This window comes from Dyadobacter sp. CY312 (assembly GCF_021390535.1).
GTDB lineage: Bacteria > Bacteroidota > Bacteroidia > Cytophagales > Spirosomataceae > Dyadobacter.
Genome location: NZ_JAJUXG010000012.1, coordinates 363471 through 384689 on the forward strand (window position 1 = coordinate 363471; position 21219 = coordinate 384689).

Here is a 21219-nt window from a genome sequence, read left to right on the forward strand (position 1 = left end):
AACTTTGCATTTAACGAATGACCTGGCATTTCTACTGGTAAATAATCAATAGACGCATGGTTATTTAGGTTATGAATTTCATTAGAAAAGTCATGTTTTCAAAATTTATTAAAAATTATTCTCCCTCCACGCAACCGTTGTCGCAAAGCAACCGTAATTGTAGAAAAATGAAATGGCATGCCTGAGAACAACTCCGCTGTTCTGCAAGAACTACTCGACGGCTGTATGAAAAAAAATCGTCGTAGCCAGGAATTGCTCTATAAGCAGTTCTATGGATATGCTATGGGGGTATGCCTGAGGTATTCAAAAAACAGGGAATCGGCGAAGGAAATTCTTAACGACGGATTTTTTAAGGTTTTTACAAAGCTGGATAGTTTTGACACCAATAAATCATTCAAGGTGTGGCTCGGTCGGGTGATGATTAACACGGCTCTGGACCACTACCGGCATGAAGTAAAGAGAGATATTTTTGAGACCGCCGAAGCAGGGGAAGATGTGTCGGTGGATGAGAACGTGATCAGTAAGCTGGCTTATGAGGAGTTGGTGGGTCTTATACAACAACTGACTCCTGCGTACCGGCTTGTGTTTAGTTTGTATGTTATTGATGGTTATAATCATGAAGAAATTGCGGAGCAGTTGAACATCTCCACCGGTGCGTCGAAGTCAAATCTGTCTCGTGCCCGGGAAAAGCTAAGAGAAATGTTATCAAAAATAAACATTGACAATTATGACAGAGTTACCAGATGACGAACTGGATAAACTCTTCAGAAAGTCATCCGAAGAGTTTGATCCAAGTTATGAACCCGCAGACTGGGATGCTTTAAGCAGGCGTCTGGATGAGCATGATGGGAAGAGTCCGCTTGGCTGGTTGAGGAAATGGTGGCCTTTGGGATTGCTATCACTGCTTATTCCAATGGGCTTGGGCTATTATTGGTTGAAATCTCCCGTATCTGATGTCAATCATTCTGCAAATACAGGAAAAAAATATGTGACAGTTAAGGCAAATGAAGTCGAGATACCAGAAAGGAGATCGCAGTCAGCAACGTCCGCGGAAAAAATTACTGAAACAGAATTAATTCCAGATGAATTGCCAACCGTTTCAGAAACGAGCGTTGCAAAGAGAGCGAGGAACCGTGCTAAAAATGATGTGCCCGTATATGTCAACCGTTACCGAAAATCCGATGTCGGTTCTCCCCGTAATCTGGTTAGAAAATCCGAGAAGATGGCTTCCGGACTTTTAAGAAAAGAAGCTGGATATTTTGAATCCGGTCGCTTAAAAAACGAAGCTGGTGAAGGTATATCATCTCCTTTGGAATCAGGAAGAGAGGCAGCCGGGAGCAAAACTTTAAGCGGTTCGCGTCAAACGTCCACAGATGTGCAGGGTAGTCAGGAAACGATTATACCTGAGGTCGCAGAAATGCAGCAGGGACGCAGTTCAGCAGATGGCGTAGACTTTATCAATCCATTGCCTTTCACAAAAAATGAAGGTTTGGCGTTGCCTGATATTGATTCACCGGAAACAGTTCCACCGTTAGAAAGAGAGAAACAAAGGGATATTTCTCCTAAAATGGCGATCCGTTTCGGCTATTCTCCGGATTTGACTACGGTTGGGTTGAAGAACTTTTCCAAGCCGGGATCTGCTGTTTCCATGATGATTGAGTACGCTCTCCTTCGCAAATTGTACGTGCAGGCTGGCGTAGTGCGAAGCGTGAAAGATTATAGTGCGGGGGCAGGAGAATACAAGCTGAATAAATATGTGACGAATATCAATACACCTTATGGTGTGGACGGAACGTGTACCATGATCGAAATTCCTATGGGCTTCCGTTATGATCTGGTTCAAAATGAACGGTCCAGGATATTTGCCGGAGCAGGCTTTGCCTCCTATTACGTTCAAAAGGAAAAATACGACTATAAATATTCCGATTATGTGCACGGGCAGGTGCCTGGCTGGAAAGGAAAAACAGGCTGGTTTTGGCTGAGTCACAGTACACTGTCGGCCGGTTATGAGCACCGGATTTCTAATAAACTCTCTCTCCTCGCTGAACCCTATATCCGCATTCCTCTAAAGGGTGTCGGCTATGGAAAGGTAAATCTCGTAACTACAGGTATGTGGCTTTCGCTGCGTTACACACCTGTTTTCAATAAATAAGCTCAGGGAATTTACTGCTTATTCGCATTCACCAATCAATTATATCACTATGAAAACGTCACAAGCAGAAGGAATGAAAAGGGGAGAATTTTTAAGAAGTCTTGGTTTAAGCACTTCCACATTGATGGCTTTTTACTGCCTTGGAACAACAATGACTTCATGCGGTTCCAAGGAAGATGATCCGGGCGCAGGTGCCGGAGCGGGAACAGGTATAAGTGGAACTACAACGGGAAACAGTGTCAATTTTACCATTGATCTCACTAACAGCAGTTACTCCAAATTCAAAACAGCTGGTTCTTCTGAAATTATTGGAGATGTTCTGGTAGCGTTCACGACTTCGAACGGATATGTAGCGCTATCCAAAAGATGTACCCACGAAGGAAGCCAGGTACAATACCGTACCCAGCAAAATGACATTTTTTGCATAAGCCATTCATCAGAGTTTTCATTAACTGGTGCCGTTGAGCAAGGCCCTGCTGCAACTGCTTTGAAAGTCTACAAAACATCGCTCTCGGCAGATGGAAATACCCTCACTGTAACTGCTTAATCCTCATTTTATTTTGCTATGAAATTACTCCGCATATTAATATTGCTGGCTGTCCCTGCTATGTCCCAGGCGCAGGATGACCTGCTGAGCCAGTTGCAAAAAAGTGACAGTGCTCAATCGTATCCCGTTACGGCAACCTTCAAGTCTACCCGGGTTGTAAACGGGCAATCGGTTGAAACGATGAAGAAAAAGCATCTTGATTTCCGTATTTCTCACCGTTTTGGAAGGCTTAATTCCGGTGCATACCAGTTTTTCGGCCTCGATCAGGCGACCATGCGAATGGGGTTTGAATATGGAATAACGGACCGGTTTATGGTTGGGATAGGAAGGAGTACATCGCAGAAGGTTTATGATTTTTTTGGTAAGTATAAAATGATTGAACAGACATCCGGAACAAGGATTGTACCTGTTTCTGTAACACTTTTTGGTGGAGGAGGTATTGCCACAGTCAACAAGGAGCTTAAATTTCAGAATAAGATCCACTACACGGCGCAAGTGCTCATTGCCCGCAAATTCAGTGAGAAGTTGTCTTTACAACTTTCTCCCACGTATCTGTATCGTAACCGGCCGGAAGTGACGGGAGATGAAAAGCTGCTGCTCGCTGTCGGTATCGGAGGAAGGTATAAGATATCAAAACGTGTTTCGATCAATGGCGAATATTTCTGGACGGCCAGGGAGAAAAATACGCTCACTGCGCCATACCACGATTCTATGTCTTTTGGCGTAGATATTGAAACGGGAGGCCATGTTTTTCAGCTGCATTTTACCAATTCATTGGGCATGATCGAAAAGCAGTTTATTGGTGAAACAGCCGGAACCTGGGGAAAGGGAGACATTCACTACGGATTTAATATTTCCCGGACATTCAGTTTTGATAAAAAGAATAAGAAATCAGCCAACTAAATAACAGTTTGTCATGAGTAAGTATTTATCGATCGCATTTATTCTGGTAGTTGGCCGTTTGGTTTTGCCATTGGAGACATTGCAGGCGCAGTCTATGTTCTCTACCAGTGCCGGTAATACAAAATTTTCATCTGAGACGCCTCTGGAAAACATCAACGCGGAAAACAAGAAATCGCAGGCAATTTTGAATACTTCCACAGGTGAGGTTGCCATGCGAATGAATATGAAAGATTTCTCTTTCCCAAATAAACTGATGCAGGAGCATTTCAATGAAAACTATATAGAATCGGATAAATATCCGACGGCAACGTTTAGCGGGAAAATTGATCAGGCTGTTGATTATTCCAGGGATGGAGAATATGACGCTTCGGCGACTGGAAAATTCACCGTTCATGGTGTGACCAAAACCAGGACAATCAAGGGTAAAATCAAGGTGGCTGGTGGGAAAATTTTACTTACATCCACTTTTCTGGTGGCGCTTGCAGATCATAAAATTGAAGTGCCACAAATCGTGTTCGTTAAAATTGCACAAAATATCACTGTTAAAGCAGACTATACCTTGCAAGCTGTGAAGTAATAGTTGGCTGGAAACCCGCGCGCCTGCACCGAAAGATGCAGGCGCGCGGGTTATGTTTATCTTCTTCTCTTCTTTTTCCTTGCCGCCGGTTTCTTTCTAACCGGTGCTTTCCTTTTAACCGGTGCCTTTTTTACAACTGCTTTCTTAACCACCGGTTCTTCTATTTCTTCTTCCTCCTCATTCAAAGTCGTATTGTCGCCTTCACTGACCAAAGGTTCAATGCTGGAGATTCCAGGTAGGTAAGGCAGTTGGGAATTTAATACTTCGTCAATGTTTGTGGCAGGCTCAATCGCTTTCAGCCGGAAGGAATAATTGTATGTTTTGGCAGGAAGCTGATAAGCCGCATGCACTCTGGGGGACCAACTGTCGTCTCCGCCCAATCCCATTTGTGCTAAGTCCAGATTAACAGTAGTCATGTTTCCTCTTGCTAAAACGGCTCCTCTGGTTTTGGCTGCTTTTAGTTCTTTATCGGAATAATCGTGGGCACTCGCATTAAACAGCGAATCGCTGATCGCCAGCAAACCTACCCCCCCCTGATTGGTAATGCTTACCCAGCGAAGGTCCGTTTTATTGCCATTTTCCTGAGGGGCTATGTATGGAAAATGCTGTGCATCCACATTTCCGGAATATACACCGACACGGCCACTCGTTTTTCGATCAGCATAAGTTTCGTGCGGACCATTTCCGTACCATTGCATTTTATTAAAGGTTGAAGGCATTTGCAGCTGCATACCCACTTTTGCCATCATAGGCCAGTCACCTGAGGGTGTGAAGGTATTTTGAACATGAATATCTCCTGTCGCATATACCGTGTAAACTGAATTTACCTGCATTTCACCCGTAGTACCTTTCAAAACTTTTGTTAACAGTACACGATGCGCATGGGTATTGACTCTTTCTGTTTTGATGGCGCATGAGAGCAGCTGCAATGTATCCAATCCTGCATTACGCCATATCGATGCAAAACTTTTAGCACCTCCGCCTTCGTCATTATCAGTGGTAACACGCCAGAAGTTTGCATACGGACCAGCTTCCAGCATTTCTTCTTTTTTGTTTTTAAAAGAAATCATGCGGCCTTCTTTTTTGTCAAAAGTCACAGAAAAGTACTGACCAGTAATTTGTGTCCGGTTGCTGTTTAACTGGGTTACCCGCAGCGCCGTATTGCGGGTAAGACTTACCTGCTCTTTTTCCGGCTTGTATGCAGCCACAGGAATTTGATACCAGGCGACTTCATGTCCTTTTTCAGCCCATGTATTGGTAGCCTTTAAAGAGACACTGAGGTTTAGAAAGAACTCACTCCTGGCAGATTTTCCATTTGGAAGTTCATAAGGAATGTTGATTTTGTGCGCCTGGTGCGGCGGAATGTTTAGATTAGCAAGTATTCCTTTTGAAATAATTTTTCCGTTTTCCTGCAATGACCACGCAAGATCAAATCCATTGGTGGACAGAAAATCGTAGTTATTCCGGATCACAACCGTTTTTTGTCCTTGTCGCAATGTATCTGGCAACTCAAACTTAATGTACTGATATACTTTTTTTACTTCGCTCAGCTCTGGCTGAGGTATACGGTCAGGATTTACGAGACCGTCGCCGGCGTTTGCACCATCTATATAGTTGAAGTAATCCCAATACGCTGTGCCGTCTTCGCGTTTCAGTTTCAATCCCTGATCCACCCAGTCCCAGATAAAACCGCCCTGCATCGTTGGATACTTTTCGATCACATCCCAGTAATCCTTAAAATTACCAATGCTGTTTCCCATCCCATGTGCATACTCGCACACGATTAATGGCCGGGCTTTGTCCTGCCTCACCAGTTCGATCATGTCGTTGGTGGAAGGGTACATCACTGAAATAATGTCAAAATCGCTCAGGGTTGTTGGTTTGTAATTTCTTCTCCCTTCATAGTGAATTGGCCGACTAGGATCGGCAAGGCGTATGAAATCTGCCATAGCGGTGAAATTGGCACCCATTCCTGATTCATTTCCAAGCGACCAGATGATGATAGACGGATGATTTTTGTCACGATCCAGCATCGCCGTTCCTCTTGCCATAAATGCTTTTTTCCACTCTGGTTTATCGGCCAGAATAATATTTTTTTGCCAAAGGTCATGGCTTTCAATATTGGCCTCATCCATCACGTACAGGCCATATTGATCGCAGAGGTCGTACCATTCCGCCACGTTCGGATAATGTGAAGTCCGCACCGCATTGATGTTGTGCTGCTTCATCAGTTTGATATCCTTTATCATGGATTCCCGGCTGATGACGCGTCCGGTTTCGGGATCAAATTCATGTCTGTTTACACCCTTAATCGTGATGGCTTTGCCGTTTACAAGCAGCTGGCCATTTTTAATCTTAATGGATCTGAAACCAACCGCCTGACTTACTGCTTCCAATACTTTACCATCGGAATTCATGAGCTGGATCGTCAGTTTATACAGGTTCGGAATCTCTGCACTCCATTTCAAGGGGTTTTGCACTGGAATTTCCACCCTGATCGCCCTTTCCTGATAAGATTCCAGTTCACTGATTGACTGGCTCACCGGACTGGTTACGACAGTGCCATTTGCATCATATAGCGTAAAAACTGCCTGATGCGCATGAATGGGCTGTGTTGCGAAGTTTTTCACAAATGCGCCGATTCTTAGCGTTGCGTTTTCATCTTTTTCATCCAGATCGGTGCGTACCGAAAAGTCGGTAATGATTGTTTTTGGTAAAACGAGCAGGTTTACGTCACGGAAGATTCCGGAAAGCCGCCAAAAATCCTGATCTTCCAGATAGCTGCCATCCGACCAGTTGATCACCTGCACCGCCAGATGATTCACACCCTGTTTAATATCCTCGGTTACATTAAACTCGAAGGGTGTCATGCTGTCTTCATGGTATCCGATCGCCTCACCATTCAGCCATACATAACAGGCCGATGCCACGCCTCCAAACTGAATAAAAACTGTTTTGTTCAGAATGTCTTCAACTGTAAAAGTTGTACGATACATTCCTACCGAATTTGTGTCAGAAGTGATGCGGGGCGGATTGGCGGGAAAAGGATGTTTAATATTGGTGAAAATGGGCTTGTCGTAAGGCCGGCCTTCCCTCGCCGCAATTACCTGCCAGTTGGACGGTACCGGAATGTCGTCCCAACTGGTTGTGTTTACCGTTGGATTGTAAAATCCGGGCATTGCTTTTGATGGATGCGATGCCCATTTGAACTTCCAGGAGCCATTAAGTGAAGTTACGAAAGGAGACTTGCCTGATTTCAGTATTGCACTTTTCTCATCGGGGTAGGGTATAAAATCCGCCCTGGACCTTTCTGTATTGACGCTGACAACATTTGGATCCTGCCATTCCGGAACGGCCTGGGCATTTGCGTTGTAAGAAAAACGAAACAACAGAACTGAAATAAGGAAGAACGAATGGATGGAAAAGTTGCGCATGTTTTTCACCTGAGGGAATTGACTAACCTCTTGGAGTAATTTAAAGCTGAGGAAAAGTATTTGACGGCAAAATTAGATATAAACAAAATAAACTGGGGGAATTCGACCCGGCAAATGAAGTTTTATTTACATAATACTTTTAATTTGTCGCCTCTAATTAAATCTTCTCTATGCTGTTAGCCGTTGACGTTGGGAATACCGACACCGTTTTTGGACTTTATGACACAGGCACGTGGACTCATATCTGGCGCGTGCGATCGCTGGTTCATGATAACGAGTCACATTATGAGTCCAGGCTCAGGCTTCACTTTCTGGAAGCAGGACTTTGGTTTGGAGATGTAGAAACGGTGGTTTTGAGCAGCGTGGTACCTGCCATGACGCCGATCATTCAGAAAACACTACGGTCATTATTTGGAGAAGATATCATCATGGTTGGGCCGGATATTTTTCCTGATCTTGACATTGCGATTGATCACCCACACGAGATCGGTGCCGATCTGATTGCCAATGCAGTTGCCGTGATCACACGCTACAAGCAAAATTGCGTAGTCGTAGACTTTGGAACAGCACTCACTTTTACGACGGTATCTGCCGAAGGAAAAATTCTGGGCGTGGCCATTTTACCAGGTCTTGTTACCGCTGTAAAGGCACTGTTTGCCAATACTGCCCAGTTGCCCGAAGTACCTTTGAAATTGCCGGAATCGGCCATCGGGAAAAACACAGTGGAGGCTATACAGGCCGGAATTCTACTGGGTTATGAAGGGTTGGTCAAATCGCTCATACAGCGTATCAGGGCCGAACTTGGCGGTGATTGTATTGCCGTTGCGACAGGAGGATTATCTTCTATTATTGAAACGTTGAAAGACGAATTCGTTGAAATCGATCGTAAGCTCACGCTCGACGGATTAAGGATAATTGGGGAAAAGGTCAAGGGGAATCATGCTTAATGAGTATTATAAAAACGTTATGAAAATCAAAATAGGAGCAATAGTATTCTTTTTATCAGTTTGGTTAACCGGTTGTGTCTCAAATAATATGGCTTGGCGGACCAACGAGCGGATTAAGGAGGTAAATCTTGGCATGACCAAAAGTGAAGTGATTGCAATTTTGGGTCCAAAATACATGATCGCATCTTCTTCCAAAGATGAAAAAGGAAACCCCACGGAAGTGTTGGCATACAAAAGTGATAGTTCAGAAGAATACAGGCTCAAATTCATCAGCAACAAACTCATTGAGTGGAACAGAGAGCATGTGAATAAATATGTAGTCCCGGACCAGCCGACACCTGTTGTCAAATAGGTTTAGCTAAAATTTCTAAAATCTCCGCTTTCAATTTCTTTCAATCCCACAATGGGTTGGTTGTACAGATATGTCCAGCAATTAAGAACCGAGCCATTTTTCAATGTAACCGGAACCATGCGACGTACATAAAGGCTCAGTTTTTCATCTTCATTAATGTCTTCATACTCGTCCAGCTCAGGAAGCAGATCGGTATGAGCCGGTAACCTATAAATCTCTCCGAATACCCTCTTTTGCGAATCCGGGACATATATCGCACCGGGATACCAACTTACGGCATATAAAATTCCCGAAAAGAAACCGTTAAATTCAAAGTTGGAAAATTGATCCAGTTTTTTGGCAAAATCATTGTCAAATCCCTGCATGAGCGTACCATAGACAAACAAATAATCAGAACTTATATTCATTGAAATCGGGAGGTTGGTTTTAACGTAAATGATCAATCCGGTATAGAATTTTTCTCTTCCAATACACAATCTGTCTTGTTCAGGTAGGATTGAAAGTGGTATTTTTCTTATATTTACACATAAAGCTCTTCATCTTTAAGATACAATTATGTACGATAAAAATCTCGGGACAAAGCAAAAGGCCTTAAAAATCAATCTCGATCGTCGAATTTATGGCTCATTTGCCGAAATCGGAGCCGGGCAGGAAACGGCTGCTTACTTCTTCAAAGCCGGAGGTGCTTCTGGTACGGTAGCAAAGACGATGTCGGCATATGACATGACTTTCAGTGACGCAATATACGGAACGGAAGAGGGCGGAAGGTATGTGGTGGAATCGCGTCTGATGAAAATGCTCAACAGGGAATACAATCTTGTTGAAAAAAGGTTATCTGAAAAACGGGGCAAAGACAGCCAGTTTTTTGCTTTTGCCAATACCGTTGTTGCACTTAACTTCCAGAAGACCAACGAGTCGCATGGCTGGATTGGTTTACAGTTTCAACTTACGCCGGAAGGACCTACCAATTATGTGGTAATTCATGTCCGGATGCGCGACAACGAGAATCTGCTTCAACAGCAGGCGCTGGGTATCATTGGTGTTAATTTGATGTACGGCTGTTTTTTCTATTACAAATCGCCTGAAACGTTGCTGCTTTCGCTCATGGATGATCTTACCACAGAGCGTATAGAAATTGATATGGTGCGATTTAGCGGACCGGATTTCCTGAAAGTGGACAATCGGTTAATGAGTCTTCGCCTGGTAAAAAATGGTTTTACCGATGCCGCTCTTTTTGGCAGCGATGGCGGTGTTTTGCAGCCTTCGGAAGCGTTGTACAAAAAACACATTCTGATGATGCGTGGTCGTTTGCGGCCCATAACCAACGTACACATTGATCTGATCAGCAATGGTCAAAAGCAGTTTCTTGCCGAACCCGATGTGGACGAATCCAAAGTGGTACTTGTGTCGGAACTTACGTTACACAACCTGAAAGGCGGAGATCGGGATATTGATGAAAAGGATTTCCTTGACCGTGTTGACATTCTTTGTTCACTTGGGCACATGGTAATGATATCCAATCACCACGAATATTTTCGTTTGATGGCGTATCTGTCGAGACTTACGAAACTAAAAGTAGGTTTGTTGCTGGGAAGCCCTAGTTTGCAGGATATTTTTGAAGAAAAACACTACGAATTCCTTTCCGGGGGTATTCTGGAATCCTTTGCCACGCTGTTCAGTCGTAAGGTTAAGTTGTTCATATACCCAACTTTACAGGCTGACGGATCGGTATACAGCTGCGAAAATTTTGTCGTTCCCGATCATCTCCGGCCATTATTCCAGTATCTTATTGTCAATGATAAAATTGAAGATATCCGGAATTACAACAAGGAGAACATGAGCATGACGACAGACAGCGTGCTTGAAAAAATAAAACGGGGTGAGCCTGGCTGGGAAAAACTCGTTCCGGACAATGTTGCCAAGATCATCAAAGAAAAGTCTTTGTTCGGATTACCATCCGATGACAACTACGAAGACACCGTGAAGCAGATTCACCAGGCTGTCGGGAATCTATAAAATTGAGAATGCCACGGATACACCGCAACGGCGGACCGTAGATAAACACGAATAAGTATAAAAATTCGTGCTCATTCACGGTTCGCCGTTCATCCGTGGCAAAAATAGTTAGCTATTCCATCGAAGGCTTCAAAACTGTATATTTCAAATTATCAACAGTAATTCCTGTTGCCGATTTAATATGCAGTTTGGACATCGGCGTTTCCGGGAAGAAAATGTCCGTCATCACCGTAAGGCCATTGTCGGCAAAGAGCTCTACGGAGGCTACATCTGCAATTAAGGTTAGTGGAATAATACTTCCTGTGGCAAACCTGGGTGCAATGTGTATTTCTCCAAAACCCTTTTCAAAGTCGATTTTGCCTGATTTTGTGCGATCGATGTAATATTGATTTTTGGCTTTGTCGTATCCAACAACCAGTTCGTTGCCTGCTTCATTGGCCAATACAATTGAAAAATCTGCTGTGTTTTTGGTCGTTAAATCCAGGCGGAATAATCCGGTTTTGTTCTTTGCCTTTTCCGTCAGATCCAGTTGGTCTTTCACTTTTACCGTTTTCAATGAAAAACCGGTGGTGTTCAGCACATCCAGTTCTTTAACAGGAGCCGAAGTCAGGTAAATTTCTTTTCCAACCGTTTTCAAACCCAATTCCCGGGCAATTGTATTTGCGCTTCTCCAAGGATCCGTCGGAACCTGATTGGCATATTGCCAGTTGCTCATCCAGCCCATCAGAATGTTGCGGTTGCCGGTATTGGCGAACGTTACCGCGGCATAATTATCCGTTCCAAAATCCAGCCATTTGGTTTCTTTTGAATTCGACATGAAAGTTTTACCATCAAAATCTCCCAGGAAATACTGTCCGGCCGAACCTTTGTTTGGTCCACCCGGATTGATATTGACAATCAGCACCCAAATATCTTTGCCTTCGTGTTTAATAGGAAACAGATCAGGGCATTCCCATACCCCGCCATGGCCGCCTTCATTGGCACCGAAATCACTTTCATGCGTCCAGGATTTCAGGTCAGGAGAAGAGTAAAACGCAATATGGTCTTTTGCTGCCAAAGTCATAACCCATTTTTTCTGAGCCTCAAACCAACTTACTTTCGGGTCGCGGAAATCGCTGATACCCGGATTTTTGACAACTGGATTTCCTTTGTATTTCGTCCAGGTTTTACCGTCGTCCAAACTGTACGCAATGCTCTGCGTTTCGTGTTTGCCGGTTTTTTGTTTTTCCTGTACCGGGTCATGATGCGTGAAAATGGCTACCAGTGCATCTTTCCCGAATCCTGCTGTATTGTTTTTGTCCACAACGGCGCTTCCTGAAAAGATGTAACCCAGACTATCCGGATACAGCGCGATCGGCTGCTCTTTCCACGAGATCATATCCTTACTCGTCGCATGTCCCCAGTGCATCGGTCCCCAAACCTTGTCGTTGGGATAGTATTGATAAAAAAGATGGTAAATCCCGTTGTGATACACCATACCATTCGGATCGTTCATCCAGTTGGCTTTTGGCGTAAAGTGAAACTGCGGACGGTATTTTTCCTTAAACTCCTGAGCCGTAGCTCGCGATCCAGCCAGTGCTGCAATAAGAAACAGGCAAATGATTATTTTTTTCATAAGTATATTTTTCTGTCTGTCAGAGATTGGTGATTTAGTGTTGATTGCTGTTGCTGAGAGAATTCTCACTGAGTTACTTAAAAATTAATTTAGTAGTTGTGAAAATAGTTGTTTGTACGGATTTTACCCACCCCGCCCTATCGGGCACCCCTCCAAGGAGGGGAATTTCGCTCGAATCCCCTCCTTGGAGGGGCGGTCCGCCGCGCGGTGCCCAACGGGCGGGGTGGGTATTTATCCTATTTACAATACCAAAAGCTTACACTTTAATAAGCCGACCGCTATTTAGAATCCCGGATTCTGCTTATACAATCCCTTTGTAAAACTAATCTCACGTTGCGGAATAGGAAGATATTCATCCCGGCCTGCTGTGAATTTGGCGGTCGACAAAAATGGTCTTCTTACTTTTTCTTTCTCAAGGTACGCATTCAGCGTCTTCTCGGCAATTCCCCAGCGAACGAGATCAAAAAAGCGTGGACTTTCCGTTGCAAATTCAAGGCGACGTTCCCATTGCAATGCTTTGCGGGCATAATCCTGCGTCCAGCCTGCCGCTGAATACTCTTTGACATTGTATTTGGAAGCAAACGTACCGTCTGTCTTTTTCAATCTGCCGGTGCTGTTGCCAGCACGTTTTCTGATCTGGTTGATCAGCGGAAGTGCCATAGCCTGCTGTCCCAATTCGATATAAGCTTCTGCCTGCATCAGCAATACGTCGTCGTAACGCAATACATCGATGTTTTTGGACGAACCAATAAACGGACCTTCTTTGTGGTAGGATGCGCTGGTTGCCAATTGTTGCTCTTTCATGGTATGGAAAAAGCCATAAACCCCCGGGTCACGTATCCAGCTGTTGCTGAATGGTTTGGTCGCATCGTATTTGTATGGGTGTCCGTCAATTCCGATGGTGTGATCAACACGCGGATCCACCGTTTCGGTTGCGAAATCAACGTTTTTATCATTGTAAGTATCAAAAAGCGGCAATCCGTCGGCACCTGTTTTGTAGGCATTGGCAAGGCTCTGGCTTGGCTGGTGAAAACCGCAGCAGCCGTATTGTGGTGCGCCATGCGGATAATTCAATCCGGTTACATAGCTCAATCTTCCAACGGCTGTTCCATCATTGATCGAGTACTGAATCGCAAAAATCGATTCAGGTCCGTTTTCTGTTTCAGCGATAAAATTCTCAGCAAAGTCCGGTTGCAAGCTATATTGTCCCGAGGCAATCACCTGTTGCGTAAGTGTTACCACTTCCTGCAAACGGGTTTTATTAATGCTCGTCACCTTGTGCATATCATCCTGTTCATAAGCCTGATACAACCGCAATTTGGCAAGATAAGCTGATGCAGAGATTTTGTTAGCCCGTCCGATCTGAGCCTGTTTAGCAGGCAGGTTGTCTATTGCAAACTGGAAATCCTCTCCAATTTTACTCCAAAGCTGATCATTGGTAAGCGCCACATTGGACGTTTGCAGGATTTCTTCGCTCGTCAGATTTTCGGTGATATATGGAATATTTTTGAAAAGCATTTTCAGCATAAAATGAGAATGCGCACGTAAAAAACGCATTTCAGCTATACGGGTTTGCTTCAATGGAAATTCAGCTTCTGTAAGTGCATTCAAACTCGAAAGCGCGGCATTGGCGCGGCTTATTGCTTTGTAAAAATTCTCCCAAGTGAAAGGGTGCATCGATCCAAGATCGGGGCGGGTAAGGTTGTAATGCTCATAAAAATCAATTTCCGCAACATCCGAAACACCGCCACCACCTTTGTAGGCGTCATCCGAACGAACGCTTCCGTACACCCACATGCTCGTCATGGGCCCGATCATTTCGTCGTTTCCAATGCCCGCATAGGCCGCAGTTGCCAACGCTTCCGCACTGGAAGCCGACTTTATTGCATCCGAAGACAAAAGTCCTTTCGGTTCGTAATCCAGGTATTCTTTGCAGGATGTGGCGGTTAGCAAGCCGCCTGCCATTAAAATGCTGTATATGAATTTGGTTCTCATTGGAGTTCTGTCAAAAAGTTAGAATGAAACATTTAAGCCAACTGTGATTGTCCTTGGAATTGGGATGGCGTTCACATCGACGCGTTCAGGATCCGGACCTGCAAACTGTTTGGATTTGATCAGGAACAGGTTTTCAGCCATCACGAATACACGCAGTCTTTGCAATTTGATCTTCTCTGTAATCTTTGGATCAAGAGCATAACCAAGCTGCACGTTTCTCAATTTGAAATACGAGGTATTCACGTTGAAATAATCCGATGCGCGGGTTTCATTGTTTGCGTCAGAAAGCGACAGGGCTGGAATTTTAGAGTCCGTATTTTGCGGCGTCCAGGCATCAAACACGCCCGGCCCTGCGTTTTCACGACCTCTTACAAAATTGTTGTAAAAGGTGTAAGCGTCGAATCCCGACCGACCTGCAACACCTGATCCGAATATGGACAGGTCAAAGTTTTTGTAAAATGCTTCGATTTTCAGGTTGTATTCAAATGCAGGTAATGTTGTTCCAAAAAATACCCGATCCAAATCATCAATCCTTCCATCGCCATTGGTATCCACATAACGTATCCGGCCAGGGCCTGCACCAACTTGTGTCGGAGCTCCATCAACTTCCTGCTGATTTTGGAAAAGTCCGTCGGTTTTGTAGCCAAACAAATCAAACTGAGAATGGCCTAAAATCGTCTGCGTTACATTGCCAGGATAAGCCGCACGTACTTCCTCCGGCAACACAGTGATCTTATCGCGGAAACGGCTCACACCTGCCATGATATTGTAAGTGAAATCACCTTTTGGTTTGGCATAATATCCAACAGAAAACTCAAAACCGTTATTGGATTTTTGTGCACCATTCACCACTTTCAGCTGACCTTCGCCTACTGCCGATGCAACGGGTGGTGTGATTAATATATCGCTGGTTTTACGTGTGAAATAATCCAGAGATCCCTGAATACTTCCGTTGAACAATCCGAAATCGACCCCGAAATTGGCTTCATCTGTTGTTTCCCATTTCAGGTTTGGATTGGCTCCCTGTATCGAAACAATGCCTGATGGAAGATTACCCGTATTGGCTCCATTCAAATCGTAAGCCGTTCCAATGTTGTAAAACTGATCGAAGAAACTGTTGTGACCGTCGGGAAACTGAGAACGTCTGGTTCCGTAGCGGGTGTCGTATAACCCGAATCTTGCCAAATCACCGATTTCCTGATTTCCAACCCGACCAACACCTGCACGGAGTTTCAGGGTGCTCACCGATTTCAGATCCTGCATAAAAGCTTCTCTGTCAATACGCCAGCCAACCGATGCGGCAGGGAAAATTCCGTATGCATTTTCTTTTCCAAAGCGGGAAGAACCGTCACGTCTGATCGTCACTGCTGCCAGGTATCTATCCGAAAACCCGTAATCAACTCTTGCAAATTGTGAAAGTAATCTGCTTCCTGAACCCGTTCCTGTGATGTTTGCATTTCCTGTACCGGCATTGAGTACAAAATAGTCTTCTGTTTGCTGGGCAAATCCTTCCTTACGTGCGATTTCAAAACTCAGGTCATTTTTAATTGCTTCAATGCCGCCGAGTAGCTTGATGTGGTGTTCGCCCAGATCAAAATTGTATCTGATGGTATTAGACCAGGTTGCACTCAAATAACGGTTTTGGTCAATGGTAAGACTGTTATTCGTGCGTCCGAATGAGCCTTCTTCAAAAGCCTGTTCTATATTCTTGGAATAAAAACTCGCATTGTCCATTCCCAGACTGGTGCGCAGGAAAAGATGTTTAATAGGTTCAATTTCAGCGAATACGTTTCCAAACAAGGTAACACGGTTTGTGTTGTCCCATTTGTTAATTTCCTGCATGTGGAGCGGATTGTTCCTGTCCGAATATCCCGAACCAATTCCACCTCCCCAAGTCCCATCTTTGGCATAAACTGGTATGGTAGGAGCAAGGGTAACAGCCAGTCCGGTTGTAGCAGCACCACCAATGTCTGTGGAAGCAAGTCTTTCATTGGAAGAGGCGATCTGTACATTGGCACCAATTTTAAGTTTACCATTGAAAGCATTGGTCAAAGCATTGATACGACCACTCAGTTTGTCATAATTAGTGTATCGCAACATGCCCGTATTTTTGAAATAACCCAGGTTGATTTGCAGCGAAGAAGTTTTATTACCTCCCGAAATCGTTAATTCGTTGTTGGTCACGATGCCCGTTTTGTACAATTCCTTTTGCCAATCGGTATTGCCTGCGGGCATATTGGCATTGCCACCAACAAGCGGCTGCACGGTAACGCCATTTAACACCGGATTTTTAAAATCTTTGTTCCAGTCAAACTTGTAAAGCGCGCCGTATCCATCTTCCGGATTCACGCCGTCGTTTACAGACGCCTGCCAAAGTGCACGTCCGCGGTCAACGGAATTGAGCATTTTAAATCTTGAATACTTTTCAGATTGTGTGGAAACGCTGGTATTGAAGTCAATCGTTAGCTTTCCATCGGCACTTGCCCCGTTTTTGGTAGTAACAATAATAACCCCGTTTGAAGCTCTTGAACCATAAATAGACGAAGCAGAGGCATCTTTCAAAACCTGAACTGACTCAATCGAATTGGGATTCAATCCCTGAAAAACCTCCGGACGTTTGGTAGGAACACCGTCGATGATGTACAATGGATCAGTGTTGCCCAGTGTGTTCGCTCCGCGTATCAAAATCCGTGAGTTGGCTCCGCTTGGCGAACCTGTTCTTTCAATGTACAGTCCGTGAACACGGCCTTGAAGCGCCTGCATCGGGTTTCCTGAGCTGATATTTTTAAGCGGTGCCATGTCCACAATTGCGATTGCTCCGGTCAGATCTTCTTTCTTGGAGCTGGTGTAACCCACTACAACCACCTCATTCAGACTTTTCTGATCATATTCCAGCGTAACGTCTACAATGGATTGGTTGCCCACAGCCAACTCTTTTGCGACCATTCCCACGTAAGAAAAAACCAGTGTAGCAGATGAGTTTACCGAAATCGCGTATTTTCCTGTTGCGTCACTCACAGCTCCGTTGGTTGTCCCTTTTTCGAGAACACTTACGCCCGGAAGGATTTCTCCGTCCGTCGCTTTTACAGTTCCGGATACCGAAACCTTGTTTTGTGCCCATGCCAGCTGCATACTGCATAGGATGGCAAATGCCATCATTAGTAATCTTTTGTTCATGGAATTATTGGTTAACTGTTATAAAATCATCAAGTTCTGATTCGGAAATCTTGGGTGTAGCACCGGAATAGGAAGCGACCAAAGCACCTACGGCGCAGGCTTTTTTAAGTGCTAACGGGATGGATGACCCGGAAACATATTCTTTCAGGAACATGGCCAGGAATGAATCGCCGCTGCCAATGGTGTCCTGCACTTCTACCTCGTATCCGCCTTGTCTATGAAAGCCTTCGCTGGAAAGTACCACTGCGCCATCGGCGCCCAGCGTTACACAAACCAGTTTCAGATTGAAGCGCTCGAATAGGAACTTCATTTGGGTTTCCACGTCGGGCTGTATGCCAAACCAGGTGCAAACAGTATTGAGCTCATGCTCGTTTACTTTCACAATGTCCGCTTGTTGCAGCAGGTATTCGGTGGTGGCTCTGTCCAGGTGCGGCGGACGGATGTTGACGTCGAAAACTTTCAATTTCGCATCTTTCAGTAACTCAAAAAGGGTGTCACGAGATTGCTGGCTGCGAACCGAAAGGGTTCCGTATACAAACACTTCTGAGTCTTTTACTAATTCCTGGTTTTCGGGTGTGGTCATAATGTAATCCCAGGCCACCGGCTGCACGATTTTGTAAGTAACTTCGGTTTTGTCGGTCAGGTTTACTTTTACAATGCCGGTAAGGTGTGTAATTCCGGTTTGAATAAAATTGGTATTAAAACGCTGGTTGTTAAGATATTCCATGAGTTCAACGCCCAGGTCGTCGTCGCCAACCCGGCTAATGAAAGCGGGATTCATGCCAAAGTTTTTGAGATGGATGGCCACATTCATGGGCGCTCCGCCGGGCTGCTTGCCGGAAGGCAGCATGTCCCAAAGCATTTCCCCGAAAACGGTTATTTTAGGTGTCATATAGATTGAGATAAGTATTAGGAAGAATGAGTGTATCTTATTGATTATTAGTTAATTGTCGATTCTATTGGGGCTGATGGCCAATAGCTAACAGCTCACAGCTAATGCAAAACCATCGTCTTGTCAGTCCGTTCCAGCGACGTCCCTTTGGTTTCGGGCATGATGCGCCACACGAAAATGAGTTGCAAAATCATCATGACAGCGAAGAATGAAAAGGTGATTCCGCCGCCCAGATATTCAGAAATAATGGGGAAGGAAAAGGCGATGATAGCAGCCATAAACCAGTGTGTGAAACTTCCCAGTGCCTGACCGTTTGCCCGTACTTCATTCGGGAAAATTTCAGATATAAATACCCAGATCACCGCGCCTTGTGAGAATGCAAAAAATGCGATGTATACAAAAAGGAAAACAGGTACGCCGGTAAAGTCCTGTATGAAAAATGCCCTTGCAACCAATCCGAGTGTGATGATGACGCCTACTGAACCGATTGCCATAAGGGTCCGACGTCCAAAACGATCTATGAAATTGATGGCTAAAAGGGTGAAGGCGAAGTTGACGAAACCAATTCCTGCCGAAGAAAGAAACGCAGCTTTTGCTCCCAATCCGGTCATTTCAAAAATGCGCGGACTGTAATAAATGATGGCGTTAATTCCTGAAACCTGATTGAAAACGGCAAACAGAATGGCCAGTGTTACAGGCGTTTTGTATTTGGAAGAAAACAGTCGTGCGGAAGGTTTGTCTTTGGTCTCCTCGTTTGCGTTCATGATGGCAAACAAAGTTTCTTCGCTGGTTTCGGTGTCAATGATATTGAGGATTTCTCTGGCCTGCTGCACGTCACCTTTTTTCATTATCAGCCAGCGCGGACTTTCAGGAACGTAGAGTATTGCTAAAAGGAAAATGAGAGAAGGCAATGCCTGTACACCCAACATCCATCGCCAGGCGTTCTCGCCCAGATCCTGCATGAAGTAATTGGAGAAGTAAGCGATTAATATCCCGAAAACCACGTTGAACTGAAACAGTCCAACCATTTTTCCGCGTGATTTGGCAGGAGAAATTTCGGAGATATACATCGGTGCGGCAACGGAGGAAGCACCTACACCCAATCCGCCAATGAAACGGAAGAATATGAAGACATACCAGTCGGTTGCGAGTGCGGAGCCGAGTGAAGAAACCAGGTATAAAACAGCAATCCAGAATAGGGTGGTTTTTCTTCCGAGCCTGTCTGCCGGAATACCGCCCAGCATGGCGCCAAGAACGGTTCCTATCAATGCGATGGAAACGGTGAACCCGTGCTCGACCGCGGACAGATCCCATAAATGCTGAATGGCTTTTTCCGCGCCTGAGATAACGGCCGTGTCGAATCCGAAAAGAAATCCGCCAAGCGCAACGACGATCGACCAAACTAATACCTTGCTGTTTTTCATTGGTAGTTCTGATTTTTTGTCAAAACTACCGCCACTTAGCACCCGGAATAACTAAATAATATCCCAAAAAAGTTAAACTTTGATACAGTGGTATTTTAGGGGTATATAATTATGATAATCAATGAATTAGCTCATTATTTAAAATTTGATACATCGACGGTATTTCAATTTTGATACATCTTGTTTAAAAATTGTATCATTTGTGAAGCGGAGAAAATCAGAATGGTACAATCGGGGGAAAAGATTTGACAATAAAATGTTGTGGATTTGGACAGATCCGATGGTCTTAACCATTGTTTCTGAATCTGTATAGGTAAGGAGCCTTGTTGGCGGCGCCGGTGAATTTCTTTTCCAAACGTTCCAAAACATTTAGATCCAGCATTTTTTTCTGAAAATTGTTACGCGCAAAAGGTTTGTCAAAGATAGCTTCGTAGAGCTCCTGCAATTCCTTCATTGTAAATGTTTCAGGAAGAAGATTAAAAGCAATCAGTTTTTGATCCAGATTTTGCCGAAGACTTTCCAACGCCTTTTCAACAATGTCCTTGTGATCCATAATCAGGCCTGGTAAATCCTTCACATTACACCAGTCTATCACTTTGTCAAGTTCTGCTTTTTTAGGGATTGCTGTATTGATATCTACAAGAGCATAATAGCCGATTGAAATGAATCTGTTGTTGAGCCAGTCATAAACCTCATTCCCCATCGTACCCGGATTGAGTTCTATAAGTTTTTTGAAAAAACCAATGTTGTTTCGGGCTGCATTCCCGAACACATGAAATTGTTCCAGATATATCTCCGTGATACCCGTTCTTTCGTGAAGAATCCTGTAAGCTGCCGTGTCAATATCTTCATGCTGGTTGATAAAACCACCAGCCAAAGACCAGAAATTACCTTCAAAATTCAGCTTCGATACGAGCACTTTCAATTCCTTATCGCGGTACCCGAATATGACGCAGTCAATGGAAATCTGAGGAATGTAATTCTGATTATTTAGGATTTGCATAACGTATGAGGGTTTAGGAAACTGAAATCTTATTTCAGGGCTGGCAAAAATAAAAGCCAATGGCAAAAATAGGTGTTTACATGTTAAATACCGACGATGTAACCACTGCGAAAACTATCACTATACAAATGTAAATTAGAAAAATATTTATTGTCTAACTTATAGACAATAAATAAATTAATAAT

General features: G+C 44.2%; 16 protein-coding genes. 8 read left to right on the top strand and 8 right to left on the bottom strand.

All coding sequences use genetic code 11. The features are described 5' to 3' along the window. Positions 1 to 225: 225 nt before the first annotated feature. Genes LZG71_RS18335 through LZG71_RS18355 form a run of 5 tightly spaced genes read left to right on the top strand, consistent with a single transcriptional unit; the run spans position 226 to position 4179 of the window. On the top strand, positions 226 to 747 hold the full coding sequence (locus LZG71_RS18335; protein WP_233822742.1) for an RNA polymerase sigma factor: 522 nt from the start codon (positions 226 to 228) through the stop codon (positions 745 to 747). After that, the gene (locus LZG71_RS18340) at positions 728 to 2152 is read left to right on the top strand and encodes a hypothetical protein (protein WP_233822744.1); all 1425 of its coding nucleotides are present in this window, start codon (positions 728 to 730) and stop codon (positions 2150 to 2152) included. Before LZG71_RS18335 ends, LZG71_RS18340 begins: the two co-directional genes overlap by 20 nt. A 49-nt stretch (positions 2153 to 2201) precedes the next feature. Then, entirely contained in the window at positions 2202 to 2699 is a 498-nt protein-coding gene (locus tag LZG71_RS18345) for a ubiquinol-cytochrome c reductase iron-sulfur subunit (protein ID WP_233822746.1), read from the top strand. 18 nt (positions 2700 to 2717) lie between these two features. Continuing rightward, positions 2718 to 3602 (top strand): DUF5777 family beta-barrel protein, encoded by an 885-nt coding sequence (locus LZG71_RS18350; protein ID WP_233822748.1) that lies wholly within the window; start codon positions 2718 to 2720, stop codon positions 3600 to 3602. Between the two features lie 13 nt (positions 3603 to 3615). Then, positions 3616 to 4179 (top strand): YceI family protein, encoded by a 564-nt coding sequence (locus LZG71_RS18355; RefSeq protein ID WP_233822750.1) that lies wholly within the window; start codon positions 3616 to 3618, stop codon positions 4177 to 4179. A 56-nt stretch (positions 4180 to 4235) separates the two neighbouring features. Here LZG71_RS18355 and LZG71_RS18360 read toward each other — a convergent pair whose 3' ends face one another. Next, entirely contained in the window at positions 4236 to 7613 is a 3378-nt protein-coding gene (locus LZG71_RS18360; RefSeq protein ID WP_233822752.1) for a glycoside hydrolase family 2 TIM barrel-domain containing protein, read from the bottom strand. A 170-nt stretch (positions 7614 to 7783) separates the two neighbouring features. Here LZG71_RS18360 and LZG71_RS18365 point away from each other — a divergent pair, with 170 nt between their 5' ends. Together LZG71_RS18365 and LZG71_RS18370 are read left to right on the top strand one after the other, a co-directional pair. Next, a complete protein-coding gene (locus LZG71_RS18365; protein WP_233822753.1) occupies positions 7784 to 8560 on the top strand; it encodes a type III pantothenate kinase in 777 nt (258 codons plus the stop codon). Positions 8561 to 8579: 19 nt separating this feature from the next. After that, on the top strand, positions 8580 to 8912 hold the full coding sequence (locus LZG71_RS18370; RefSeq protein ID WP_233822755.1) for a hypothetical protein: 333 nt from the start codon (positions 8580 to 8582) through the stop codon (positions 8910 to 8912). Between the two features lie 2 nt (positions 8913 to 8914). On the opposite strand, the gene LZG71_RS18375 is transcribed toward LZG71_RS18370, so the two are convergent. Further along, on the bottom strand, positions 8915 to 9319 hold the full coding sequence (locus LZG71_RS18375; protein WP_233822757.1) for a gamma-glutamylcyclotransferase: 405 nt from the start codon (positions 9317 to 9319) through the stop codon (positions 8915 to 8917). A gap of 148 nt (positions 9320 to 9467) precedes the next feature. Between LZG71_RS18375 and LZG71_RS18380 the strand changes: the two genes are divergently transcribed. Next, positions 9468 to 10928: a TonB-dependent receptor gene (locus tag LZG71_RS18380; RefSeq protein ID WP_233822759.1), complete on the top strand. Its 1461-nt coding sequence runs from the start codon at positions 9468 to 9470 to the stop codon at positions 10926 to 10928. A 112-nt stretch (positions 10929 to 11040) separates the two neighbouring features. Here LZG71_RS18380 and LZG71_RS18385 read toward each other — a convergent pair whose 3' ends face one another. The 6 genes from LZG71_RS18385 to LZG71_RS18410 form a co-directional block, all read right to left on the bottom strand. Continuing rightward, positions 11041 to 12543 (bottom strand): glycoside hydrolase family 32 protein, encoded by a 1503-nt coding sequence (locus LZG71_RS18385; RefSeq protein WP_233822761.1) that lies wholly within the window; start codon positions 12541 to 12543, stop codon positions 11041 to 11043. Between the two features lie 282 nt (positions 12544 to 12825). After that, positions 12826 to 14538, bottom strand: coding sequence for a RagB/SusD family nutrient uptake outer membrane protein (locus tag LZG71_RS18390; RefSeq protein ID WP_233822763.1), 1713 nt, complete (start codon positions 14536 to 14538; stop codon positions 12826 to 12828). An 18-nt stretch (positions 14539 to 14556) separates the two neighbouring features. Then, entirely contained in the window at positions 14557 to 17715 is a 3159-nt protein-coding gene (locus LZG71_RS18395; RefSeq protein WP_233822765.1) for a TonB-dependent receptor, read from the bottom strand. 4 nt (positions 17716 to 17719) lie between these two features. Then, entirely contained in the window at positions 17720 to 18607 is an 888-nt protein-coding gene (locus LZG71_RS18400) for a carbohydrate kinase (RefSeq protein WP_233822767.1), read from the bottom strand. 101 nt (positions 18608 to 18708) lie between these two features. After that, entirely contained in the window at positions 18709 to 20031 is a 1323-nt protein-coding gene (locus tag LZG71_RS18405; protein ID WP_233822769.1) for a sugar porter family MFS transporter, read from the bottom strand. 286 nt (positions 20032 to 20317) lie between these two features. Then, complete coding sequence (locus tag LZG71_RS18410; RefSeq protein WP_233822770.1) at positions 20318 to 21034, bottom strand: NrtR DNA-binding winged helix domain-containing protein; 717 nt, start codon at positions 21032 to 21034, stop codon at positions 20318 to 20320. Between the last annotated feature and the right edge of the window lie 185 nt (positions 21035 to 21219).

Excerpts from the sequence above, each read along its gene's own strand:
- LZG71_RS18335 (WP_233822742.1), top strand. The coding sequence starts at position 226 with ATGAAAAAAAATCGTCGTAGCCAGGAATTGCTCTATAAGCAGTTCTAT.
- LZG71_RS18340 (WP_233822744.1), top strand. The coding sequence starts at position 728 with ATGACAGAGTTACCAGATGACGAACTGGATAAACTCTTCAGAAAGTCA.
- LZG71_RS18345 (WP_233822746.1), top strand. The coding sequence starts at position 2,202 with ATGAAAACGTCACAAGCAGAAGGAATGAAAAGGGGAGAATTTTTAAGA.
- LZG71_RS18350 (WP_233822748.1), top strand. The coding sequence starts at position 2,718 with ATGAAATTACTCCGCATATTAATATTGCTGGCTGTCCCTGCTATGTCC.
- LZG71_RS18355 (WP_233822750.1), top strand. The coding sequence starts at position 3,616 with ATGAGTAAGTATTTATCGATCGCATTTATTCTGGTAGTTGGCCGTTTG.
- LZG71_RS18360 (WP_233822752.1), bottom strand. The coding sequence starts at position 7,613 with ATGCGCAACTTTTCCATCCATTCGTTCTTCCTTATTTCAGTTCTGTTG.
- LZG71_RS18365 (WP_233822753.1), top strand. The coding sequence starts at position 7,784 with ATGCTGTTAGCCGTTGACGTTGGGAATACCGACACCGTTTTTGGACTT.
- LZG71_RS18370 (WP_233822755.1), top strand. The coding sequence starts at position 8,580 with ATGAAAATCAAAATAGGAGCAATAGTATTCTTTTTATCAGTTTGGTTA.
- LZG71_RS18375 (WP_233822757.1), bottom strand. The coding sequence starts at position 9,319 with ATGAATATAAGTTCTGATTATTTGTTTGTCTATGGTACGCTCATGCAG.
- LZG71_RS18380 (WP_233822759.1), top strand. The coding sequence starts at position 9,468 with ATGTACGATAAAAATCTCGGGACAAAGCAAAAGGCCTTAAAAATCAAT.
- LZG71_RS18385 (WP_233822761.1), bottom strand. The coding sequence starts at position 12,543 with ATGAAAAAAATAATCATTTGCCTGTTTCTTATTGCAGCACTGGCTGGA.
- LZG71_RS18390 (WP_233822763.1), bottom strand. The coding sequence starts at position 14,538 with ATGAGAACCAAATTCATATACAGCATTTTAATGGCAGGCGGCTTGCTA.
- LZG71_RS18395 (WP_233822765.1), bottom strand. The coding sequence starts at position 17,715 with ATGAACAAAAGATTACTAATGATGGCATTTGCCATCCTATGCAGTATG.
- LZG71_RS18400 (WP_233822767.1), bottom strand. The coding sequence starts at position 18,607 with ATGACACCTAAAATAACCGTTTTCGGGGAAATGCTTTGGGACATGCTG.
- LZG71_RS18405 (WP_233822769.1), bottom strand. The coding sequence starts at position 20,031 with ATGAAAAACAGCAAGGTATTAGTTTGGTCGATCGTCGTTGCGCTTGGC.
- LZG71_RS18410 (WP_233822770.1), bottom strand. The coding sequence starts at position 21,034 with ATGCAAATCCTAAATAATCAGAATTACATTCCTCAGATTTCCATTGAC.